Source organism: Paraburkholderia unamae, from assembly GCF_003268775.1.
Lineage (GTDB): Bacteria > Pseudomonadota > Gammaproteobacteria > Burkholderiales > Burkholderiaceae > Paraburkholderia > Paraburkholderia unamae.
Window position 1 is genome coordinate 123314 of sequence record NZ_QLSU01000002.1, and the last position, 21616, is coordinate 144929.

Consider the following 21616-nt stretch of genomic DNA (forward strand, 5'->3'; position numbering starts at 1 on the left):
GCGAAACGGGGCGGCTCACCGGACCGGGCGCGGCGGCTTCGCAGCCCAGGCACTCGGCGCGCGCGAGAACGAAGGCGGCTTGCCGCTTCTTTGCGGCGGCTTGTCCGCTCTCTCTCACGCTGGCCTCGCGGCCCCCCCGGTTTGTGTCGCGACGCGTTAGACCAGCGCCTCGATCAATGCCATTTCGCGGCTCGTCATCAGCTTTTCGATGTCCATCAGGATCAGCATGCGGCCTTCCACGGTGCCGAGACCCGTGAGGTACTCGGTCGTGAGCGTCGCGCCGAACTCGGGCGCGGGCATGATCTGCTCTGTTTGCAGCGTGAGCACGTCTGAGACGCCGTCCACCACCATGCCGACCACGCGATGCGCGACGTTCAGGATGATGACGACCGTCTGGTGGTCGTACTCGACGCGGCCCAGATGGAACTTGATGCGCATGTCGACGATCGGCACGATGATGCCGCGCAGGTTAATGACGCCCTTGATGAAATCGGGCGCGTTCGCGATGCGCGTCACGCTGTCGTAGCCGCGGATTTCCTGCACCTTCAGGATGTCGATGCCGTACTCTTCCGCGCCGAGGGTGAAGACGAGGAATTCCTGACCACCTGCGTCGGCCTGCTGCGCGTCGCGGCGTTGCGCGCCGGCGAGCGCCGCGCTTTGCGCGCCGCCGCCTTGAATCGATTGGACTTCTGCCACGTTAGCCCCTGAACGGTTGGGAGATGATGGGTTGAGTGCGTCCGGACTTCACAACGTCTTACGCGAATTCGGCGAACGCACCCGAATTTGCGCTGGCGCTCACTCCGTGCGAGGCGCGTGTTTCGCGATTGAGCGCGGCCACGTCGACGATCAGCGCGACGCTGCCGTCGCCGAGGATGGTCGCCGCCGAAATGCCGTGCACCTTGCGGTAGTTCGTTTCGAGGTTCTTCACCACGACCTGCTGCTGGCCGACCAGCTCGTCGATCAGCATGGCGAAGCGACGGCCCTCGGTTTCCATGATGGTGACGATGCCTTGCGTCGGGTCCGTGCGCGCGCCTTCCACGTTGAACGCCTTGTGCAGCGCCACCAGCGGCAGGTACTCGCCGCGCACGCGCACCACGCGGTCGCCATTGGTGACCGTGTAGATGTCTTCGTGGCGCGGCTGGAGCGACTCCATCACGAAGTTCAGCGGCAAGATGAAGATCTCTTCGCCGACCTTCACCGACATGCCGTCGAGAATCGCCAGCGTGAGCGGCAGCACGATGCGCGTGGTGGTGCCCTTGCCCGCGTGCGAGGTGATCTCCACGTGGCCGCCCATCGACTGGATGTTGCGCTTGACCACGTCCATGCCCACGCCGCGGCCGGAAACGTCGGTGACCTGCTCGGCGGTCGAGAAGCCCGGCATGAAGATGAGGTTCCACACCTCGTCGTCGCTCATGCTCTCGCTCACCTGCATGCCCTGCTTGATCGCCTTGGCGAGAATCTTGTCGCGGCGCAGGCCCGCGCCGTCGTCGCTCACCTCGATCACAATGTTGCCGCCGTGGTGCGCGGCGGAAAGCACGAGCTGGCCCGTGCCGTCCTTGCCCGCGGCGCGGCGCGCCTCCACGGTTTCGATGCCGTGGTCGAGCGAGTTGCGCACGAGGTGGGTGAGCGGGTCGATGATGCGCTCGATCAGGCTCTTGTCGAGCTCGGTCGCCTGACCGAACGTGACGAGCTCCACTTCCTTGCCGAGCTTCGAGGCCAGGTCGCGCACGAGACGCGGGAAGCGGCTGAACACGTAATCCATCGGCATCATGCGGATCGACATCACCGCTTCCTGCAAGTCGCGCGCGTTGCGTTCGAGCTGCGCCATGCCGTTGAAGAGGCGGTCGTGCAGGGCCGGGTCGAAGGTGCTGGTGGTTTCCGCGAGCATGGCCTGCGTGATGACCAGTTCGCCCACGAGGTTGATCAGTTGATCGACCTTCTCCACGCCCACGCGAATCGAGCTGCCTTCCGCCGATGCGGCGGCGGCGGCCGGACGCGCCTTGCGCTCGCCTTCGGCATGCGCGGGCGCACTCGCGGCGGCGCGCGGCGCGTCGTGGTCGGCGTGAGGCGCGGCGCTCGCTGCCGGCACAACCGCTGCGGCGGGTGCGCTCGCGGCGGCAACCGGCGCGGGAGCCGCTGCGGCGACCGGAGCCGCGGGCGCTGCGGGCGCGGGTGCGTGTACCTCTGCTGCTGCGGGCGCGGCTTCGGCGGCCGGTTGCGCGTCGTCCTGGGGCGCGGCGCCCCGGCCGATCGAGATCTGCTTCTCGTCGATCACGAAGCAGCACACCGCGATGATGTCGTCGGACGGCACATCGGTTTCGAGCCACAGCGTGAGGTCGTCGCCGGTCTTCACCTGGCCGAGAATCCGGCCGAGATTGCCGAGCTCCTCGACGAGCAGCTCCTGATCCTTCGCGTCGACGGCGCGCAGCGTGATGCGCAGGTGCGGCCCTTCGCCACCCGCTGCGCCGTCCGCTGCGTCACCCACCTGAGCGCTCGCGCCGGCGGCGTCGATCGCCTCGTTCACGACGTGCTCGGGCGCGCCTGACGCCCCCGCGGTGAGCGTGCTGTGCGCTTCGAAGGCGGCTTCGAGGTCTTCTTCCGAATCGGCGGCGCTCGCTTGCGCGGCCGGTGCGGGTGCGGCTACGGGAGCAACGGCGGCCACGGGAGCCGGAGCGGCTTCGGGCGCGGGCAGGCCACGGCTTTCCGCGTAGAGCCGCTCGAGCTTGCCGCGCACGGCGGCGGCCGCCGCCGCGTCGGGCTCGGCGCTCGCGCGGTACGCGCCGAGCTGGTCGGAAAGCACGTCCTTCGTTTCGAGGAACGTGTCGATCATGTCCTTGCGCAGCACGAGTTCGTTGTTGCGCGCGCGGTCGAGCAGCGATTCGAGAATGTGGGTCGTCTCGGTCAGGGCCGTGAAGCCGAACGTCGCCGCGCCGCCCTTGATCGAATGGGCCGCGCGGAAGATCGCGGCCAGATCCTCGGGATCCGGGCGACCGACGTCCAGGTTCAGGAGAAGCTGCTCCATCTGCGCGAGCAGCTCGTCCGCCTCGTCGAAGAACGTCTGATAGAACTGAGTGATGTCGAGAGTCATTGCTCTTTCACCGCGAAAAATGCCGGGTTGGCAGGCGCGCCGCGCCTCATGGGTTGGCCTCGCCGAGCGCGCTCGCCAGATCGACGAGCAGCTCGGGGTCAACCGGTTTTTCGATCCAGCCGGTCGCGCCTGCGTCGCGTACGGCTGCCTTGAAGCCTTCGTCCGATTCCGTGGTCAGCACGAGGATGGGCGTCGCGAGGTACGAAGGATTCGCCCGCAACTGCTTGATCAGGTCGAGTCCGCCCATGCGCGGCATGTAAAGGTCGGTGAGCACGAGGTCGAAGCGCTGGGCGAGCGCATGCTCGAGCCCTTCCTCGCCGTCGCTCGCCACCGTCACCGCGTAGCCGGCCGAACCCAGCGCCGCACGCAGGATCTCCCGCATGGACACCGAATCGTCGATCGCCAGAATGTTCCTGATCATCCGTTCCTCGTTGTCATTGCGCTTCTGTTGACGCCGCCGCCGGGGGCGGCGTCACGCCGGGCGCCGCTTGCGCAGCCGTGGCCGTCACCGGCTCCGCCTTCGTCACGACCTTCGGCGTCGTCGCCTGCGCCGTCGAGGGCGAAAGCAAAGGCGGAAGCCCAGGCGCGACCCGCACCGGAGCCGGCGCGGCCTTGCCCGGCACCAGGTCGGGCGTGAGCGCGGGCAGGCTCTTGCCCGAGCCCGCCGCGTCGTCGGAGAGCGTGGTGGTGGTCGAGTCGTCGTGCATGAGCGCGTCTTCGGACTTCCTGTTCAACACGATGATGCTGATGCGGCGGTTCTCCGGGTCGAGCGGATCGGCCTTGTTCAGGTTCTGCGTCGAAGCCAGACCGAGCACGCGCAACACCTTCGATTCGTCCATGCCGCCGGCGATCAGCTCGCGGCGCGAGGCGTTCGCGCGGTCGGCGGAAAGCTCCCAGTTGCTATAGCCCTTCTCGCCGCCCGCGTAGGGCACGGCGTCGGTGTGGCCCTGCACGACGATACGGTTGGGCACGTCGTTGAGCGTCTTGCCGATCGCCTGCAAGATGTCGCGCATGTACGGCTCGACCACGTCGCGCGCCGTGGCGAACATCGGCCGCTTCTGCGAGTCGACGATCTCGATGCGCAGGCCCTGCAACGTGGAGTCGATGCGGATCTGCTGCTTGAACTGGCGCAGCACGGGATTCGCCTCGATCGCCGCCATCAGCTTCACTTGCAGGTCGTGCAGGCGCACCTGCTCCTTGCGTTCGAGCGAGCCTTCGAGCTGCTTGGTGGCGTCGTCGTCGTTGTGCTTCGACTGGGTGCGCTCCGAGCGCTCGGTCGCGCCGTCGCTGCGGCGCGTGATGCCCTGCTCCGGCGAGGAAATGTCGCGGCCGCCGCCCTTGAGGATGCTCGAGTCTTCGGCGCTGCGGTCGCCGCCCCAGAGCGTGATCTTCAGCGGCTGGTTGAAGTAGTCGGCAATCCCGCGCAACTGCACCGTCGAGGCCGACGAAAGCAGCCACATCAGCAGGAAGAACGCCATCATCGCGGTCATGAAGTCCGCGTAGGCGAGCTTCCAGGCGCCGCCGTGGTGGCCCGCCTTCTTCGGCGCGGCGCGCTTGACGACGATCGCGCGGTCCTTGTTGTTGCTCATGGCCGGATCCTTACTTCGCCTTCACGCGGCGCACGTGCTCTTCGAGCTCCGTGAACGACGGGCGCTCGGTCGAGAACAGCACCTTGCGGCCGAACTCCACGGCGATCGCCGGGGCATAGCCGTTCAGGCTCGCGAGGATCGTCACCTTGATGCACTGGAACATCTTGGTCGACTCGGTCACGCGCTGCTCCGCGAGGCTCGCGAGCGGGCCGATCAGGCCATACGAAAGCAGAATGCCGAGGAAGGTGCCCACCAGCGCCTGGGCGATCATCTCGCCGAGGACCGCGGGCGGCTTGTCGGCGGAAGCCATGGTGTGCACGACGCCCATCACGGCCGCGACGATACCGAACGCCGGCATCGCGTCGCCCACCTTCGAGAGCGCGTGCGCAGGCGCTTCGCCTTCGGCGTGGTGCGTTTCGATTTCCTCGTCCATGAGGCTTTCGATCTCGAAGGCGTTCATGTTGCCGCCCACCATGAGACGCAGGTAGTCGGTGAGGAATTCGACGATGTGGTGGTCGGCCAGGATCTTCGGGTACTGCGTGAAGATCGGGCTCTTCTGCGGATCGTCGATATCAGCTTCCAGCGTGAGCGTGCCTTCCTTGCGCGCCTTGGCGAGCAGGACATAGAGCAGTGCGAGCAGCTCCATGTACACGTCCTTGTTGTACTTGGCGCCCTTGAACAGCGCCGGAAGAACGCGCAGCGTGGCCTTGATCGTCTTGATGCCGTTGCCGAGGACAAAGGCGCCAACGCCCGCTCCGCCGATCATGAGCAGCTCCATGGGCTGCATCAGGGCGCCCAGATGGCCGCCTTCCAATGCGTAGCCGCCGAAGACGGACAAGATCGTCACGAGTGTTCCCACGATAATCAGCACTGCCGGGTCCTCACTAGAAATGCGCCGCGAACCGCCGTCGGCCCGCGCCCTTAGCTGGGTTTACGGCATCGGCGCGAAAAACTTTGGGATTGGGTGAGTGCGGACCGCCGGTGCGGTGGCCCGCGCGTTGTTTGTGGCTTGTTTGCCAGTGACAGGATGCCCACGGAAAGGGCAGAACAGATTTGGGGCCGATTCGCCGGGCGTTGCACAGCCTGGGTTCGCACCGACACGCCGATACGCGCGGCGAGCCCGGCTCGGCGGCGGCACGCAGGCCGGGTTTATCCGGATCCGCCGGCCCGCTCGCCGGAATCAGGCCACCGTCAGCCCACCATCAAGCCAACATCAGGCCGCGATCTGCGCAGCGAGCGCGTTGCGCCGGGTGCGGCCCGCCCGCGAAGGCGGCTGGCACAACCCGCACACGAAGCCGCGCTGCGGATCGTGCGCATGGGCCACATAGCGCCCGCCGCAGCGGCTGCACGGCGTCATCTGCAACAGGCCCGAGGCGAAATAGCGCACGAGCGTCCAGGCGCGCGTGAGGCTCAGCGCGGGCGTTTCGTCATGCAGCCGCAGGTGCTCGAGGTAGAGCCGGTAGCTCTTCACGATGGCGTGAATGGGCTCGCAATGCGCCTGTCCGCTCATGAACAGGAACGTGTTGTAAAACAGCGAGGAATGGACGTTGGGCTGCCAGGTCATGAACCAGTCTGTCGAAAACGGCAGCATGCCCTTGGGCGGCGATTCGCCCTTCACTTCCTTGTAAAGCCGGATGAGCCGGTCGCGCGAGAGCGAGGTCTCCGCTTCGAGCAGTTGCAGACGCGCCCCCAGCTCGATCAGCTCGATCGCCAGAGCGATCTCCTTCACCTCCTGAACCACACTCTTGGTCGCCATAGACACCCGTTGGAAGCCGCAAAGGAATGCGCTCGGCCCCGGCGGCCGCCTGGCGGGCCGCTCGAGTGCGATGCGCTGCCGCGCGCTGCGGCGCGGGGCTGGATCAGCCGATCTGCTCGATGTCCTGGCCGGCCATGATGATGGCCGTATGGGTCAGCGCGGTTTTGCCCTTGTCGGCAAGCGCGCTCAAGATCGCGTGGTCGTCGAAACGGAAGCGGCAAAGCAACTGGTTCGATGCCGCAAGACGGACGGTTTGCGCGAAAGAGAGATTCGCGAGCACTTCAGCGGACTGCTCCGAAATGCCCATGCGGAACATGCCGGTCGGCTTGTCCTCGCGCAAAAGCCGTTGCGCGAGCAACAAATACGACAGATTGACTTCCTTGATCTCACCCAGCATGTCGCTGTGCGTCGTCGCGCTCATGGATTCCCCCGAATCAAAACGCGGCGGCTGGTCAATCCGCCTGCGGAAAACGTTTGCTCGTCCGGATGCATACGCGTGCAGCCAAACGGCCTGTTTATGGTCGTGCTCGCATTGTGGCTGGGGCGGGAACAAATGGAAATCGGACGGATGCCGCGACGCGTTGCGAGAAAAACTTTCGCAAGCGTGTAGGAATTTTTCTGACAAGAGGCGAGGAGAAGCGGCGGGGCGCGGGGTGCGTCATGTCATGAGCATAAGCCGCTCAATTGTCTGTAGATTACAGGATTTTTCATTCCTGCGACATATTCGCACAGCATACCCGCCATCCGGGCACGGCGCTTGCGCATCGCGCGGCCATGCCGCGTCACGCTTTGCAATGGCCTTTTACACGCGCTGTATCCCGCTGTAACAACATTAAGCGTTTGCAAAAGCGCGTGTGTCGCCCAGCAAAATGGCCATAATCGGACTCAGGGATAACCCGATAGCGCTGTATCCGCCGCAGTGCCGCATCCCGTTATTGCACACGCGGCCAATGCCCATGGAGATCGAAGAATGCGAATCGCACAAATTGCGCCACTTTACGAAGCCGTTCCGCCCAAGCTTTATGGCGGTACCGAGCGCGTCGTGTCCTACCTGACCGAAGCGCTGGTCGACCTCGGCCACGACGTGACGCTGTTCGCCAGCGGCGATTCGGTCACTTCGGCAAATCTCGAAGCCGCCTGGCCGCGCGCGTTGCGCCTCGACCCGACCGTGCGCGACGCGCTGGCGCCGCACATGGTCCTGCTGGAGCGGGTGCGCCGCGTCGCGCACGAGTTCGACGTGCTGCACTTCCACCTCGATTACCTGCCGTTCCCGCTGTTCTCGACCATGGACTCGCCGTTCGTGACGACGCTGCACGGCCGTCTCGACCTGCCCGAGCTGCAACCGGTGTTCGAGCAGTTCCCGAACGCCCCGGTGATCTCGATTTCGGACTCGCAGCGCCAGCCGCTGCCGCAGGCCGCGTGGCAGAACACGATCTATCACGGCCTGCCGAAGAATCTGCTCACGCCGCAAACCGACCGCAAGCCCGAGTACCTCGCGTTCCTCGGCCGCATCTGCCCGGAAAAGCGCGTGGACACGGCCATTCGCATCGCCGCGCTGTCGGGCCTGCCGCTGAAGATCGCCGCCAAGGTCGACAAGGTCGACCAGGAATACTTCAAGACCGAGATCGAGCCGCTGCTCTCGCAGGCGCACGTGGAGTTCGTCGGCGAGATCAACGAGGAGCAGAAGCCCGCGTTCCTCTCGGGCGCGAAAGCGCTGCTGTTCCCGATCGACTGGTCGGAGCCGTTCGGCCTCGTGATGATCGAAGCGATGGCGTGCGGCACGCCGGTGATCGCCTTCAACCGCGGTTCGGTGCCCGAAGTGATCGACCAGGGTGTAACCGGCTATATCGTCGAGGACGTGCAAAGCGCGGTGGCTGCGCTCCAGAATATCGATTCGCTTTCACGCGAAGCGATTCGCACTCAATTCGAAAGCCGATTCACTTCGCACATCATGGCGCGCAATTATGTCGACACTTATACCGCGCTCAACGAAGCCGCACAGCGTCCGGTACTGCGCCGTGTGGCCGCAGGCTGAATACGATCGCGTGCGACTTTCGAGATAAATCCAGACAAATGTGCGGCGTGAATCGTTTGCGTCAGATCGAATAGCGTAATTACGCCCGAGGTGAAAAAAAGAGCCGCATGGATCATGCGGCTCTTTTATTGGAATTGCGATGGCGCCGCTGGGGCGCCATCGTGCTTTCCGGCGTCTTTGCGACGCTCTCCAGCATGCGCCGGCGCGTGCGCGCGTCAGGCGATCAGGTAGCGCTCGCGGTTCTTGCCCGCGATCCACTTGGGCGGCTTGCCGCGCCCGCTCCAGGTCGCGCCGGTCTTGGGATCCTGATAGCGCGGGGGCAGCGGCGCCTTCTTCGGCGGACGCCCGCGACGCGCGGCCTCGGCGAACCCCAGGTCCTGGGCGGAGAGACCGTACTCGGCGATCTTCTCCCTAATCGTGGTGATGACGTCTGCGATCTCCGTACGCCGCGCATCTTCCGCCTGAGCCTGGAGTCTCGCGATCTGCGCCTTGAGTTCTGAATATTGCGACATTTCTATCCCCCCTTCATTGTCCGTCTAACCGACTCGATCGGAGATTAGACGTAAATAACGGAATTCGCAATCGCTATTAATACTGCTTTATCACGTTATTCCACGATTTAACGTTCTATCGTTCCGACAACTATTCGAGGTACATCAATCGCAATAATTCCTTCAATTACGTCAAAATTGACAATCCTTGACACCTCACCAAAGGGCGACTGCCTAGAATCTGGCATTTCCAGGTGCCGGTGCTTTTCGCGGCCCCTTCAAAAATCGACTTTTCGAGGTGTCACTCCATGCACTTGTCCAAACGACTCACCGCCGAACTCATCGGCACTTTCTGGCTGGTCCTCGGCGGTTGCGGCAGCGCCGTCCTCGCCGCCAATTTCGCGGGCCCGGTTCATGGGCTCGGCATCGGCTTCGTGGGCGTGGCGTTCGCGTTCGGCCTGACCGTGCTCACCATGGCGTTTGCGATCGGCCACATCTCGGGCTGCCATCTGAATCCCGCCGTGAGCGTCGGCCTCATGGTGGCCGGCCGCTTCCCGGCGCGCGACCTCGTGCCCTATATCGTCGCCCAGGTGGTGGGCGCGGTCATCGGCGCGTTCGTGCTCTCGCTCATCGCCACGGGCAAGCCGGGCTTCGACCTCGTGGCGAGCGGCTTCGCGACCAACGGCTACGGCGAGCACTCGCCGGGCCACTATTCGATGGGCGCGGCCTTCGTCTGCGAAGTCGTCATGACCGCCTTCTTCCTGTTCGTGATCCTCGGCGCCACCGACAAGCGCGCGCCGGCCGGCTTCGCGCCGATCGCCATCGGCCTGTGCCTCACGCTGATCCACCTGATCTCGATTCCGGTCACCAACACCTCGGTGAATCCGGCGCGCTCCACCGGCCCGGCGCTGTTCGTGGGCGGCGAGGCCATCTCGCAACTGTGGCTGTTCTGGGTCGCACCGATCGTCGGCGCGATCATCGCAGGCATCGTGTATCCGGCGGTGGCGGGGCGGCGCGAAGCGCTCGCAACCGTTGCCGTGCGCGAAGCTGCCTGAGGCGTCGCGACGGTTCGAGCCGGGCGAAGCCTGGCTCGACTATTTTCCGGATTCTGGAGAGGGATTGGCAAACGGGCGCTGCGGCGCCCGTTTGCCTTGGCGGGTGCAGCATGCCCATTGCGGGTGCACTGCTAGAATCGGGCAACAGTTCCATCCTGTTGCAATCGTACGCCACCTCGACTCCCTCGCCACCGCATGAAGCGCTCACGAACCCGGCCGTCCCGGCTTACCCCGACGCTCGCCTCGATGCTGGCCGCATGCCTTGGCGCAGTGCTTTGCGCTTGCGCGCCGCTGCCGCAGGCGGGTGGCACAAGCGAGGCGACTCCCGCACCCGTGCGCGCTCAACAAGCCGCGAGCAGTACGAACAGCACGAGCCAGGCTCGCGACATCGAGACGCTCGTTTTCGTGAGGCACGGCGAAAAGCCAGCGGAAGGACTCGGCCAACTGAACTGCAAAGGCCTGAATCGCGCGCTTGCGCTGCCGGCGGTGATCGCGGCCAAGTACGGCAAACCGGACGCCATCTACGCGCCCGACCCCGGCGAACAGAAGAACGACAACGGTCGTCCGTACTATTACGTGCGCCCGCTCGCCACCATCGAGCCGACCGCGATCCAGTTCGGCATGCCGATCCAGACGCCATACGGCCACTCGCAAATCGATTCGCTGCAAGCCGCGTTCATCGATCCGCAGTGGCGCGGGCGTACCGTGCTCGTCGCCTGGGAGCATCGTGAAATCGAGTCATTCGTGCGGCGCGTCGTCGCCGCGCACGGCGGCAACGCAAACGATGTGCCGCGCTGGGAAAGCGCGGACTTCGACAGCATTTACGTGGTTCGCATCGACTGGAGCGGCAACGTTGCGCGCGCGCATTTCTCGCACGAGCGCGAAGGGCTGGACGGGCGCTCCGACGACTGCCCGTGCGCACAACTGCCGGCCGCGCAGTAGCGCGCAGGCACGCTCAGGCAGAAAGCGCAGGCGCGATGACGACGCGCCTCGCGTGGCATCTGCCGCTTGTCACGCTTGCTACGCTTGTCAGGACGCGATTTCGTCGTTGAGCGCGAACAGCTTGCGCAGGTGATGGGCGACACCGGCCTCGAAGTTATTGCCGATACGCGGCACCAACGGCAGCCGTTTGACGAGATCGGGATTGGCGTTGTTCATCATGAACGGATGGCCCGCCGTTTCGAGCAGGTCGATGTCGTTCATGTTGTCGCCGAACGCGACACAGCCCGTCGCATCCATGCCGAGCCGCTCGAGCACCACGCGCAGCGCGCGGCCCTTCGACACACCGGCCACCATCACTTCGAGACAATCGGGCAGCGAGTAGGTGACATAGAGCGCGTCGCCGAACTCGCGCGCGAGATTCTGGGCGACGTGCGCGAGATCCGCCGGCTCGCCGATATACAGCGCCTTGGCGATGCCCGCGCCCGCATAGGCGCGCAGATCCGCCACACGATACTCGAAGCCCGAGTCCTGGTGGTACGCGAGCAGTTCCGGCGCGTGACGGTCGATGAGCCACGCGTCGTCGGTATAAATGCTCACGATCACGCGGCCATGCGCCCCAACGGTGTCGGGCGCCACGAGGCGCTCGACGACGGGCGCGGACAGATTGCTTGCGTGGATGAGCGTGTCGTCGGGTGCGTGCACGCGCGCGCCGTTCGCGGTGATCAGATACGGGCGGATGCCCAGCACGTCGCGAATGCCGGCCACGTCGCAATAGTGGCGGCCGGTGGCGATGACGAACGGCAGACCCTGTGCGTCGAGCGCGCCCAGCGTGGCAACCGTGAACGGATCGACCTGATGGTCGCTGTTGAGCAGCGTTCCGTCGAGATCGGTTGCAATGACCTTGTACATGGTGATCGGACAGCTAGCGGGAAACCCTGAATCGTAGCATCTGCGGCGGGGCATTGCCCTTGACCTACGAGCCGTGCGCGTTGCCGGTGTCGCCACCCGATCTCCGCGCATTGGCCTCGCATTGCATCGCATTCGACCCTTAAGCGAAGCGACGATTGAAAGAAGCGACGACTAGCCGCCCGCCAGCCTGCGGGCTTCCTGTTGCGCGAGCCGCAGCGCGCCGCTGGTGGAATCGGCGAACGGGGCGCGCAGGCGATCGCGCACGGCCTGCGGCACCCATTCGCGCAACGGCTGGCCAAGCCCGCCCGACAACGCCACCGGCAAGCGGGCCGACGGATCGAGCGCGGTGATGAGCTTCGCGATCTCCACGCCGGCCTCGGCCAGCAGCTTCGCGACGAACGGATGCTCGCGATGCGCGAGCACGACCGGCGCGAGGCTCGCGTAGGCTGTCTGGTTGGCCGCGCATTGCCACACGATCAGGCTTTCGCGGTCGCTCGCATGAACGTGCGCGAGCAGCGCCCGCGCGAAGTCGTCCATGGGCGCGCGCGCGTCGAGCGCCTGCTGCGCCCAGGCGATTGCGCGCAGGCCGAACCACGCGCCGCTGGCTTCGTCGCCCGAAGGAAAGCCGAAGCCGCCGGCTATGCGGCACTGACCGTGCTCGTCCAGCGCGGCCGCGATGCTGCCGGTGCCGAGCGCAACCGCCACGCCCTGCGCCCCGGCATGCGCGCCGAGCACCGTGGTGTAGACGTCGCTCTCCACGGCGAGTCCGGCGACCGGCGGCGCGGCGGCGCGAAACGCCGCCTGCCAGTCCGGATTGTTCACGCCCGCAAGCCCGCAACCGAGCACGCATTGCGACCAGTCGAACGCGAGGCCCGCTTGCGCGAATGCCGCGCGGCAGGCTTCCTCGATCGACTGCCAGGCGCGCTCGATGCCGAGCCCGAGCCCCGACGGCCCCGCCGAGGCGCGCGCGAGTTCAGCGCCGTTCGTGTCGCCAAGCGCGACGCGCGTGCCGGTGCCGCCACCGTCCACGCCGATCAACCAGGTGTATTTCTGCATGATGTCTGCCGCGCCTCGCGCGCGCGTGAGTCGGGTTCGATTGGTCCGATAACCAGGGGAAGGCCAAAAAGCGACCCTGGCCGGGCTGAATATCGCTTCGTGCCGCAGAGACTAACGGCTTCACTGCGTTCGCACAATCGGCCATCCGGCCAGGGTGGCGGGGCGCCCCCGATCCGCTATGCTTGCGTGGCCTGAACGACGTCTAGCAAGGAGAACTCACCGTGACACACCGCTGCAACTGGGTATCGGCCAGCGCGTCGCCGCAGTACGTCCAATATCACGACGAGGAGTGGGGCGTGCCCTCGCGCGACGACCAGCATCTGTTCGAAATGCTCGTGCTCGAAGGCGCGCAGGCCGGGCTCTCGTGGTCCACGATCCTCAACAAGCGCGAGGGCTATCATCGCGCCTTTGCAGGCTTCGACATCGCCAAGGTCGCGCGCTTCACGCCTGCAAAAGTGGAAACGCTCATGCAGGACGCCTCCATCGTGCGCAACCGCGCCAAGATCGAGGCCGCCATCGCCAATGCGCGCGCGGTGCAGCAGATCCAGGCCGAGCACGGCTCGCTCGCGAAGTTCGTCTGGTCCTTCGTGAACGACACGCCTATCCAGAACGACTGGGCCTCGTATCGCGACGCGCCGGCGTCCACCGAAATCTCGGATGCGCTCAGCAAGGCGCTCAAGAAGTGCGGCTGCAAATTCGTTGGCACGACGATCTGTTATGCCTTCATGCAGGCGGTCGGCATGGTCAACGACCACGAACATGACTGCATGTGCCGCGCCGCTTGCGCCGCGCAAGGGAAAAAGAAGCGCCGCGCCTGAGCGGCTCGAACGGCCCGCGCGGCACGCATGAACGCAGGCGTGCAAGCACCGGGCTGCGGCGTCAAGGCAACAGTCCAGCCACCGGGCGCCGGTCGTCCGGGAAAATCCCAAGCCCCTGCCTCGATACGCCGCGAGTCCTTGTCCACCAAGGCTTTGCGCAGATTTCACAGTCACCCGTGCACTTCGGTCCGAGGCATTTTCGTGTCGCCACGGTGCGCAGCCCCACGTTCGTTTTCCGGCGTGCCGCTATAACGGAAAGTGAGTGCAGGCGTGTCAGGGGAACGCTTGAAATAGCCGGCGGGAAGGCCGGCGGCGCCGCATTCGCTGGGAATTAACCGCTGTGCCCGGCAGTTGGGCAGCAGGGGGCTGAAATGAAAAACGTCCACTTCCTGACGCATCAGGAGATCTTCGACCGCGCGGTGGCGCATCTTCTTGGCCAAGGGTGCGCGGCACTGCTTCCGCATGGCGGCGGCGCCTACCGGGGCGGCGGCTGCGGCGGGGGGCACAGCTATGGCGGCTGCCCGGTCGGCAACTTCATCCGGCCGCGCGACTACATGAGCGCCATGGAAGGCATACCGGTGCGTTACGTCGGCCGCGAGGCGGGCGACGTGCCGCTCTACATGGACGTCGGCGTGGCCGCGCTGAAAAAGGCGCTGCTGCGCGCCCATCTCAACATCTACGACCCCGCCACGATCAAGCTGCTCAGTTGCCTGCAAAACGTCCACGACGTGTTCGGCGTGTGGGAGTGGCGCGAGCGGCTTTGCGCGATCGCCGCGCAGTTCGGGCTATCGCCCGCGCGCCTGAAGGACGCGGCCTGATCGCGTGAAGCACGGCGTGGCCCGCGCCCGATCGTCAATCGGGCGGCACCAATGCAAACGGCGGTGCAGCTTCTTGCGAAGCATGCACCGCCGTTTGGCGGAACAGCAAAAAGCGCGAAAAAGCTTAGTGGAGCTTCTTCGGCAGCATCTGGCTGCGCAGGCGCTTGTGCAGGCGCTTCACAGCAGCTGCCTTTTTGCGCTTGCGAACTGCCGTCGGCTTTTCGTAAGACTGGCGCTCACGCAGCTCGGCGATCAGGCCGTTCTTTTCGATTGCACGGCGGAAGCGGCGAATAGCCACTTCGAACGGCTCGTTTTCCTTCAGAAGAATCGTCGTCATGTATTTCCTAACTCAAATCGCTTGATACGGTTCAATTGCGCGAGCGCCAAAGTCGCTCACGCCCCGGCCCTCCGGTCGTTCGCCACACTGGGGCTGAACGAGAGGCAAGGCGGCCACGGAGGCCGGAAAAGAGAAGTAGGGGGTTCACAGCGGAACGCGATCAGGTAGACCTTGCTGCAACACACCTGATCGCCGGTTTGCGGCCGCCAACAGTAACGAACACGGCAACAAAACAGGCAAAGATCTCAATTCACTCTCAATGATATCAGGAAACGATCTGTGCGACCAGGGTTTCTTGATTCTACTCAGTGACTTGCGCGACCGCCCACGGCCGTCGCGCTCGCCGCATCGTTTAGGACACCTGGATTAACACCGTCTCGCGCGCTTTTGCCCTAACTTTGTCCCCGTTTTGCGTCGTTTTGAGCAGTTTTGCGCTCAGGCGCTCGCGTCGTTCAGCGCCTGGACATCGGCTGGATCGAGCTTCAGGCGCACCGCCGCCGCGAGGCTTTCCAGCTGATCGAGCGAAGTTGCGCTCGCGATCGGCGCGGTAATGCTCGGACGGGCGATCAGCCACGCAAGCGCGACGGCCGCGAGTGTGCTGCCGTGGCGTTCGGCCACGTAGTCGAGCGCCGCGAGAATGCGGATGCCGCGGTGATCGAGGTACTTCTCCACCCGCGAGCCGCGCGCGCTCTTCGCGAGATCCTCGCGCGAGCGATATTTGCCCGAAAGAAAGCCGCTCGCGAGGCTGTAATAGGGCACGACCGCGAGCTTCTGCGCCATGGCGACCGGTTCGAGATCCGCCTCGTAGTGGGCGCGATCGTACAGGTTGTACTCGGGCTGGATGATCTGATACGCGGGCAGTCCCGAGGTTTTCGCGACCGCGAGCGCCTCCTCGATGCGCGCGCCCGTGTAGTTCGACGCGCCGACCACGCGCACCTTGCCCGCCTCGATCAGGCGTTGATAGGCGCCGAGCGTTTCTTCGAGCGGCACCTTCTGGTCGTCCTCGTGCGAGAAATAGACGTCGATGTAATCGGTTTGCAGGCGGCGCAGCGAATCTTCCACGGCCGCCGCGATGTTGGCGGCGGAGAGGCCGGGACGGCGTGAATCCTTCGCGACTTTGGTTGCGATCACCACCTTGTCGCGCTTGCCGCTTTTCGCGATCCACTTGCCGATGATCGTCTCCGATTCGCCGCCGTGATTGCCGGGCACCCAGGCGGAGTAGACGTCGGCGGTGTCGATGAAGTTGAGACCGGCGTCGGTGAACGCGTCGAGGATCGAGAACGAGGTGGCTTCGTCGGCCGTCCAGCCGAAGACGTTGCCGCCGAACATGAGCGGGGCGACCTGCAAGGCGGAAGTGCCGATCCTGCGTAGTTCCATGATGGCTCCAGGGTTGAGTGGTCGGGTGGTGCGGGCGAGCCCGGGACCGTTGAGCATACGCCGCATCCCACGAGGTTGCAGGCGAGCACGGCAGGCGAGCCGCATGCCGCGCGCCCGGTTGCAGTGGGTCGCGCCCGGTCGCGGTCGAGCGCAATCGATTCAGCATGCAAAAGAGGTCGTAATGGCTTGCGCCCCTTTTGCCGGAACACCTCGCCGTTATTCGTAATTGACGGTCGTTTTGGCGTTAGCTCGGCGCTTAGGGCCCGCGGAGCGCCCCGCATAATGGCACGCTCCGCCTCCTCGCCATCTATGCGTGAATTCGACATGTCCACTGCCGCTACTTCAACCGCCGCCCCCGAGCGCGAACCACAGCTGGAGCAGGACATTGCCGTCGTCATGCAAGCGGCGTTCGAGCATCACCGCAGGCAGGAATTCGACGAGGCGGCTTCGCTCTACACCGCGATTCTCGACGCGATCCGCGATCACGCCGGCGCGCACCATCATCTGGGGCTGCTGCTCGTGCAATCGGGCCGCCAGGCCGAGGCGTGGCCGCATTTCGAAGCCGCACTCGATCGCGAGCCGAACAACGGCCCGTATTGGGTCGGCTATATCAACGCCCTGATCGAGAGCGGCCAGAACGAAGCGGCGCGGGCCACATGCGACCTGGCGCAGCAACTCGGCGTGCGCGAGCCGGCCTTCGCCACGCTGATCGCCCGCATGCCCTCGAGCGACACGCGTCGCGCGAGCGTCGAGGAACTCAACGAGCACGCGGCCCTGTTCAGCCAGGGGGAGATCGAGGCTTCGCTCAAAGCCGCCCTGCGCCTGACGACGCATTACCCGTCGCACGGAGAAGGCTGGCGGGCGCTCGCGCTCTCGCAGCAGCGTCTCGCGCAATACGCCGAATCCGTGGCCACCGCGCAGCACGCGGTGCGGTTGCTCCCCCAGGATCTGGTTTCCCACATGCTGCTGGCGAGCGCACTGTGCGCCATTGCCGACTGGCCGCGCGCCGAGGCCGCATGCCGCGAGGCACTCAAGCAGTTTCCCAGCTACGCCGAACTGCATCGCATGCTGGCAAACAGCCTGACGGGGACGCACCGCTACACCGAAAGCATCGCCAGTTGCCGCCGCGCGGCGGCGCTCGCGCCCGGCCATGCCGACATCTACGGCACGCTCGGCACCGCCCTGCTCGGGCACGGCCAGAACGAGGAAGCGGAAACCGCCTATCGCCGCGCCCTCGAATTGACGCCGATGGACGCCAGCGCGTACACCGCTTTGCTGCACTGCCTGATGCACAAGGTCGATCGGGACATGGCGATGTTCCGGGCCGAGGCGCGCGAGTTCGCGCAGCGCCACGAAGCGCCGCTGCGCGCGCAGTGGCCGGACCATGCGAACCCGCGCGATCCGTCGCGGCGACTGCGCATCGGCTTCGTTTCGGGCGATCTGGTGGATCACCCCGTGACGTCGTTTCTGTTGCCCGCCGTCGAGCATCTCGCGCAGGACAAGGGCCTCTCGCTGCACTTCTATTCGAACAATCCGGCTCGCGACAGCGTCACGGCCCGGCTCCTCACGTTCGCCGACGGATGGCGTGACGTGTTCGGCCTCACCGACGCCGCGCTCGCGCAGCAGATCCGCGCGGACGGCATCGACATCCTCATCGACCTCGCGGGCCATTCGGGCCGCAACCGGCTCGCGGCGTTCGCGCACAAACCGGCGCCCGTGCAGGTCGGCTGGATCGGCAATCCGGCCACGACCGGACTCGCGTCCATCGACTATTACCTCACCGACCGTTTCGTCACGCCGCTCGAACGGTTCGCCGACAAGTTCACGGAAAAACTCGTGTTCCTGCCCGCGCTCGCGCCGTTCCGGGCGCCGGAGCACGCGCCGCCCGTGAACGCGCTGCCCGCGGCGCGCAACGGCTTTCTGACGTTCGGCAGTTTCAGCCGGATGAGCAAGATCGGACCGGCGGTCGTCGCGCTGTGGGCGCGCGTGCTGCGCGAAGTTCCGGATGCGCGTCTGGCCATCGGTTCGATTTCCGGTCAGGACGAGATGGACAAGCTGACCGCGCTGTTCGCGGCCGAAGGCATCGACGCGGCGCGCCTCGCCTTTCTGCCGCGCAAGGGCATGCGGGAGTATCTGGAGCAGCACCACCAGATCGACGTCATTCTCGACGCGTTTCCGTTCGGCGGCTCGACCACGACGCTGCAAGCCTTGTGGATGGGCGTGCCCACGGTGACGCTGCCCGGCGACTCGATGGCGAGCCGCAGCAGCACGGGCTGGCTCTCGCTGCTCGGACTCGACGCGCCCTTCGTCGCGCAGGACAAGGACGACTATGTGCGCAAGTGCGTGACGCTCGCCGCCGACGTCGAGGCGCTCGCGACGCTGCGCCACGAGCTGCGCCCGCATTGCGGGCAGTCGAACGTGTTCCGTGCGCAGCCGGTCGCGCAAGCCGCATCGCGGGCGCTGCGCATCATGTGGCAGCGCTGGTGCGACGGGCTTGCGCCCGAGCATTTCGACGTCGCCGCACCGGTTCCGGCCGAAGCCGTCGCGCCGACCGTCGCGGCGCAACCCGAACGCGAGATCGCCGTGGCGGATGCCGCGCCCCCGGCAAAAAGCGATGGCCGACGCGCGAACGCCAAGGAGATGCGCCAGTACACCGATCTCTTCGCCAGCGGAAAAATCGAGGCGGCGCTCAAGACCGCGCAGCGCTTGACGCAGCAATACCCGTCGCACGGCGAATGCTGGCTCGCGCTCGCGTGCGCGTGGCAACGCCTGGGCAAGCACACGGAGTTCGCGAGCGCCGCCGAGCGCGCCGCCGCCCTGCTGCCCGACACCCTCTCCGCGCAAACCCTGCTCGCCGACGCGCTGAAAATCACGCACCAGTTAGAGCAAGCCGAAGCGCACTGCCGCCAGGCGCTCGAACGCCATCCCGAGAGCGCGGCGCTGCATCACAGCCTGGGCGTCGTCTTGCAGGCGATGGGCCGTCACGCCGAAGGCATCGACTGTTTCCGCCGCGCCGTGGCGCTCACGCCGGACAACGCGCTCGCGCACGACGCCCTGGGCGTCGCGCTGCTCGAATATGGCGATCACAAGGCGGCCGAACCGGCCTTGCGTCGCGCACTCGAATTGGCGCCGATGCAGGCGCAGGTGCACAGCAACCTGCTGTTCTGCCTGATGCACAAGTACGGTCTCGACGCAGCGAGCACCTTCGCGCAGTACCGCGAATTCGCGACGCGCCACGAGGCGCCCCTGCGCGCGCGCCGGCCAAAGCATGCCAATGATCGCGATGCGTCGCGGCGTCTGCGCATCGGCTTCGTTTCGGGCGACCTGTTCAATCATCCGATCGCCTATTTCCTGCTGTCGATCGTCGAGCATCTGGCGCGCGACGCGAGCCTCGCCCTGCACTTCTACTCGAACCACACGGTCAGCGACGGCTACACCGGGCAGATTCGCGCCCATGCCCAAGGCTGGCATCTGGTTGCCGGGATGAGCGACGCGGCGCTCGCGGAAAAGATCCGCGCCGACGGCATCGATATCCTCATCGATCTGTCCGGCCATACCGGCCGCAACCGGCTCGTGACCTTCGCGCACAAACCGGCGCCGGTGCAGGCGAGCTGGATCGGCAATCCGTCGACGACGGGTTTGACGGCCATCGACTATTACCTGTCGGACCGCTTCGTCACGCCGCTTGCGCAGTTCGCCGGGCAGTTCTCCGAAAAGCTCGTGTTCCTGCCGGCGCTCGCGCCGTTCAAGCCGCACCCGCTCGCGCCCGAAGTCAACGCCTTGCCCGCCCTGAAGAACGGCTTCGTGACCTTCGGCAGCTTCAGCAAGATGCTCAAGATCGGGCCGGAAGTCGTCGCGCTGTGGGCGCGCGTGTTGCGCGAGGTGCCGCACTCGCGCATGGTCATCGGGGCGATTGTCGCGCCGGAGCAGATCGGCAAGGTGAGCGCGCTGTTCGCGAACGAAGGGATCGACGGCAGCCGCATCGGCTTCTTGCCGCGCGTGGACATGGCGGGTTATCTGGAGCAGCACCATCAGGTCGATGTGTGCCTCGACGCCTTTCCGTTCGCGGGCTCGACCACGACCATGCACGCGCTGTGGATGGGCGTGCCGACCGTGACCCTGCCCGGTGTCTCGATGGCGAGCCGCGGCAGCACGGGCTGGCTCTCGCACCTGGGCATCGACGAGGCATTCGTCGCGCGCGACGAGGACGACTTCGTGAGCAAGTGCGTCGCGCTGGCCGCCCACCCGGAAGCGCTCGCGATGGTGCGCGGCGAGCTTCGGGCGCATTGCGCGCAGTCCTCGCTCATCAGCGCGGAAACGATCGCCGACGCCGCTTCGCGCGCGCTGCGCACGATGTGGCAACGCTGGTGCGACGGGCTCGAACCCGTCCACTTCGAGGTGGCGGCGCGCGACAAGCATGCGCTGGCGCAGCCGGCCGCGGCGCGGGAAGTCGACGCGCAACCCGCCGCCAGAGCGGCGGCCACGCCGGTCGCGACGAGCGACAACGTCGACAACACTCCCGCGGCACTCAAGCCGATCCGTCTGGTCTGCGGCACGCGGAGCAGCAGCGAGCAGTTCTGGACCGAAACCGCACTGGGCCGCACGCTCAAGCCGTACGCGAACCAGCCGGACATCCAGCTTCAACTGTTCGCGAGCAACTCGCGCGGGCTCTCCACCATCTACAACGAGGCCATCGAGCAGGCAAAGCACGACCCGGCGATTCTCGTCTTCATTCACGACGACATCTGGCTCAGCGACTTCTTCTGGAACCTGCGCGTGCGCCGGTCGCTCACGCAATTCGACGTGGTGGGCCTCGCCGGCAACCTGCGCCGCCTGCCGAAGCAGCCGTCATGGATCTTCGCGACGCCCGATCTGCGCTGGGACGAGCGCCGCTACCTGAGCGGAACGGTCGGCCACGGCAAGGGATTCCCGTGCCATGACGTGTCGAACTTCGGCCCGGTCGCACAGGAATGCAAGCTGCTCGACGGCCTCCTGCTGATTGCCGACAGTGAAACGCTGGTGAGCCGCGACGTGCGATTCGACGAGCAGTTCAAGTTCCACTTCTACGACATGGATTTTTGCCGCCAGGCCGAACTCAAAGGCCTGCGCATGGGCACCTGGCCGTTGAGCGTGGTGCACGAAAGCGGAGGGGCGTTCGGGTCGCCGGGTTGGCGTGAGGGGTACGAGCGGTATCTGGGGAAATACGGGGAGTAGCGCAATGCAAGCCGGAGTCCCGCCGGACTCCGGCGAGCGCAGCCTGACATGAGCGGAAACGAAGCCGATGCCGGAAGGCTGCGCTAGCTTCGTTGTGTTTCGCGGCGTCTGCGGCCCCCAAAAAGCGGGGG

Annotated in this window: 18 protein-coding genes; 6 read left to right on the forward strand and 12 right to left on the reverse strand. The window is 65.8% G+C overall.

The features are described 5' to 3' along the window. Positions 1-156: 156 nt before the first annotated feature. From C7401_RS03160 to flhD, 7 genes are all read right to left on the reverse strand, one after another. Complete coding sequence (locus C7401_RS03160) at positions 157-696, reverse strand: chemotaxis protein CheW (RefSeq protein WP_372460323.1); 540 nt, start codon at positions 694-696, stop codon at positions 157-159. A gap of 58 nt (positions 697-754) precedes the next feature. After that, a complete protein-coding gene (gene cheA, locus C7401_RS03165; protein WP_112169906.1) occupies positions 755-3088 on the reverse strand; it encodes a chemotaxis protein CheA in 2334 nt (777 codons plus the stop codon). Positions 3089-3134: 46 nt separating this feature from the next. Further along, complete coding sequence (locus tag C7401_RS03170; protein ID WP_112169907.1) at positions 3135-3509, reverse strand: response regulator; 375 nt, start codon at positions 3507-3509, stop codon at positions 3135-3137. A gap of 13 nt (positions 3510-3522) precedes the next feature. Next, positions 3523-4677 (reverse strand): flagellar motor protein MotB, encoded by a 1155-nt coding sequence (gene motB / locus C7401_RS03175; protein ID WP_112169908.1) that lies wholly within the window; start codon positions 4675-4677, stop codon positions 3523-3525. Positions 4678-4687: 10 nt separating this feature from the next. Continuing rightward, positions 4688-5548, reverse strand: a complete 861-nt coding sequence (gene motA, locus C7401_RS03180) for a flagellar motor stator protein MotA (protein ID WP_112169909.1) — start codon at positions 5546-5548, stop codon at positions 4688-4690. Positions 5549-5890: 342 nt separating this feature from the next. After that, complete coding sequence (flhC, locus tag C7401_RS03185; RefSeq protein ID WP_112169910.1) at positions 5891-6433, reverse strand: flagellar transcriptional regulator FlhC; 543 nt, start codon at positions 6431-6433, stop codon at positions 5891-5893. A gap of 103 nt (positions 6434-6536) precedes the next feature. Further along, complete coding sequence (gene flhD / locus C7401_RS03190) at positions 6537-6854, reverse strand: flagellar transcriptional regulator FlhD (protein ID WP_112169911.1); 318 nt, start codon at positions 6852-6854, stop codon at positions 6537-6539. 549 nt (positions 6855-7403) lie between these two features. On the opposite strand from flhD, the gene C7401_RS03195 reads away from it, so the two are divergent. After that, on the forward strand, positions 7404-8468 hold the full coding sequence (locus C7401_RS03195) for a glycosyltransferase family 4 protein (RefSeq protein ID WP_112169912.1): 1065 nt from the start codon (positions 7404-7406) through the stop codon (positions 8466-8468). A 215-nt stretch (positions 8469-8683) separates the two neighbouring features. Here the strand turns inward: C7401_RS03195 and C7401_RS03200 are convergent, their stop codons facing one another. Then, positions 8684-8980 carry an H-NS histone family protein gene (locus C7401_RS03200; RefSeq protein ID WP_112169913.1) on the reverse strand — a complete coding sequence of 99 codons (297 nt, stop codon included), beginning with the start codon at positions 8978-8980 and terminating at the stop codon, positions 8684-8686. A gap of 287 nt (positions 8981-9267) precedes the next feature. Here C7401_RS03200 and aqpZ point away from each other — a divergent pair, with 287 nt between their 5' ends. Next, positions 9268-10014: an aquaporin Z gene (aqpZ, locus tag C7401_RS03205; RefSeq protein WP_112169914.1), complete on the forward strand. Its 747-nt coding sequence runs from the start codon at positions 9268-9270 to the stop codon at positions 10012-10014. Between the two features lie 333 nt (positions 10015-10347). Next, positions 10348-10956, forward strand: coding sequence for a histidine phosphatase family protein (locus C7401_RS03210; protein WP_112169915.1), 609 nt, complete (start codon positions 10348-10350; stop codon positions 10954-10956). Between the two features lie 87 nt (positions 10957-11043). Here the strand turns inward: C7401_RS03210 and C7401_RS03215 are convergent, their stop codons facing one another. Beyond that, positions 11044-11865 (reverse strand): Cof-type HAD-IIB family hydrolase, encoded by an 822-nt coding sequence (locus C7401_RS03215; protein WP_112169916.1) that lies wholly within the window; start codon positions 11863-11865, stop codon positions 11044-11046. Between the two features lie 171 nt (positions 11866-12036). After that, positions 12037-12921 (reverse strand): glucosamine kinase nucleotide-binding domain-containing protein, encoded by an 885-nt coding sequence (locus C7401_RS03220; RefSeq protein ID WP_112169917.1) that lies wholly within the window; start codon positions 12919-12921, stop codon positions 12037-12039. A gap of 221 nt (positions 12922-13142) precedes the next feature. On the opposite strand from C7401_RS03220, the gene C7401_RS03225 reads away from it, so the two are divergent. Both C7401_RS03225 and C7401_RS03230 read left to right on the forward strand, forming a co-directional pair. Continuing rightward, the gene (locus tag C7401_RS03225) at positions 13143-13739 is read left to right on the forward strand and encodes a DNA-3-methyladenine glycosylase I (protein WP_112169918.1); all 597 of its coding nucleotides are present in this window, start codon (positions 13143-13145) and stop codon (positions 13737-13739) included. Positions 13740-14110: 371 nt separating this feature from the next. Continuing rightward, the gene (locus C7401_RS03230; protein ID WP_112169919.1) at positions 14111-14557 is read left to right on the forward strand and encodes a hypothetical protein; all 447 of its coding nucleotides are present in this window, start codon (positions 14111-14113) and stop codon (positions 14555-14557) included. A 124-nt stretch (positions 14558-14681) separates the two neighbouring features. Here the strand turns inward: C7401_RS03230 and rpsU are convergent, their stop codons facing one another. Then, positions 14682-14894, reverse strand: coding sequence for a 30S ribosomal protein S21 (rpsU, locus tag C7401_RS03235; protein WP_006401410.1), 213 nt, complete (start codon positions 14892-14894; stop codon positions 14682-14684). A 435-nt stretch (positions 14895-15329) separates the two neighbouring features. Beyond that, entirely contained in the window at positions 15330-16271 is a 942-nt protein-coding gene (locus C7401_RS03240) for an aldo/keto reductase (protein WP_112169920.1), read from the reverse strand. Between the two features lie 324 nt (positions 16272-16595). Between C7401_RS03240 and C7401_RS03245 the strand changes: the two genes are divergently transcribed. Beyond that, positions 16596-21485 (forward strand): O-linked N-acetylglucosamine transferase family protein, encoded by a 4890-nt coding sequence (locus C7401_RS03245; protein WP_258396819.1) that lies wholly within the window; start codon positions 16596-16598, stop codon positions 21483-21485. Positions 21486-21616: the final 131 nt, after the last annotated feature.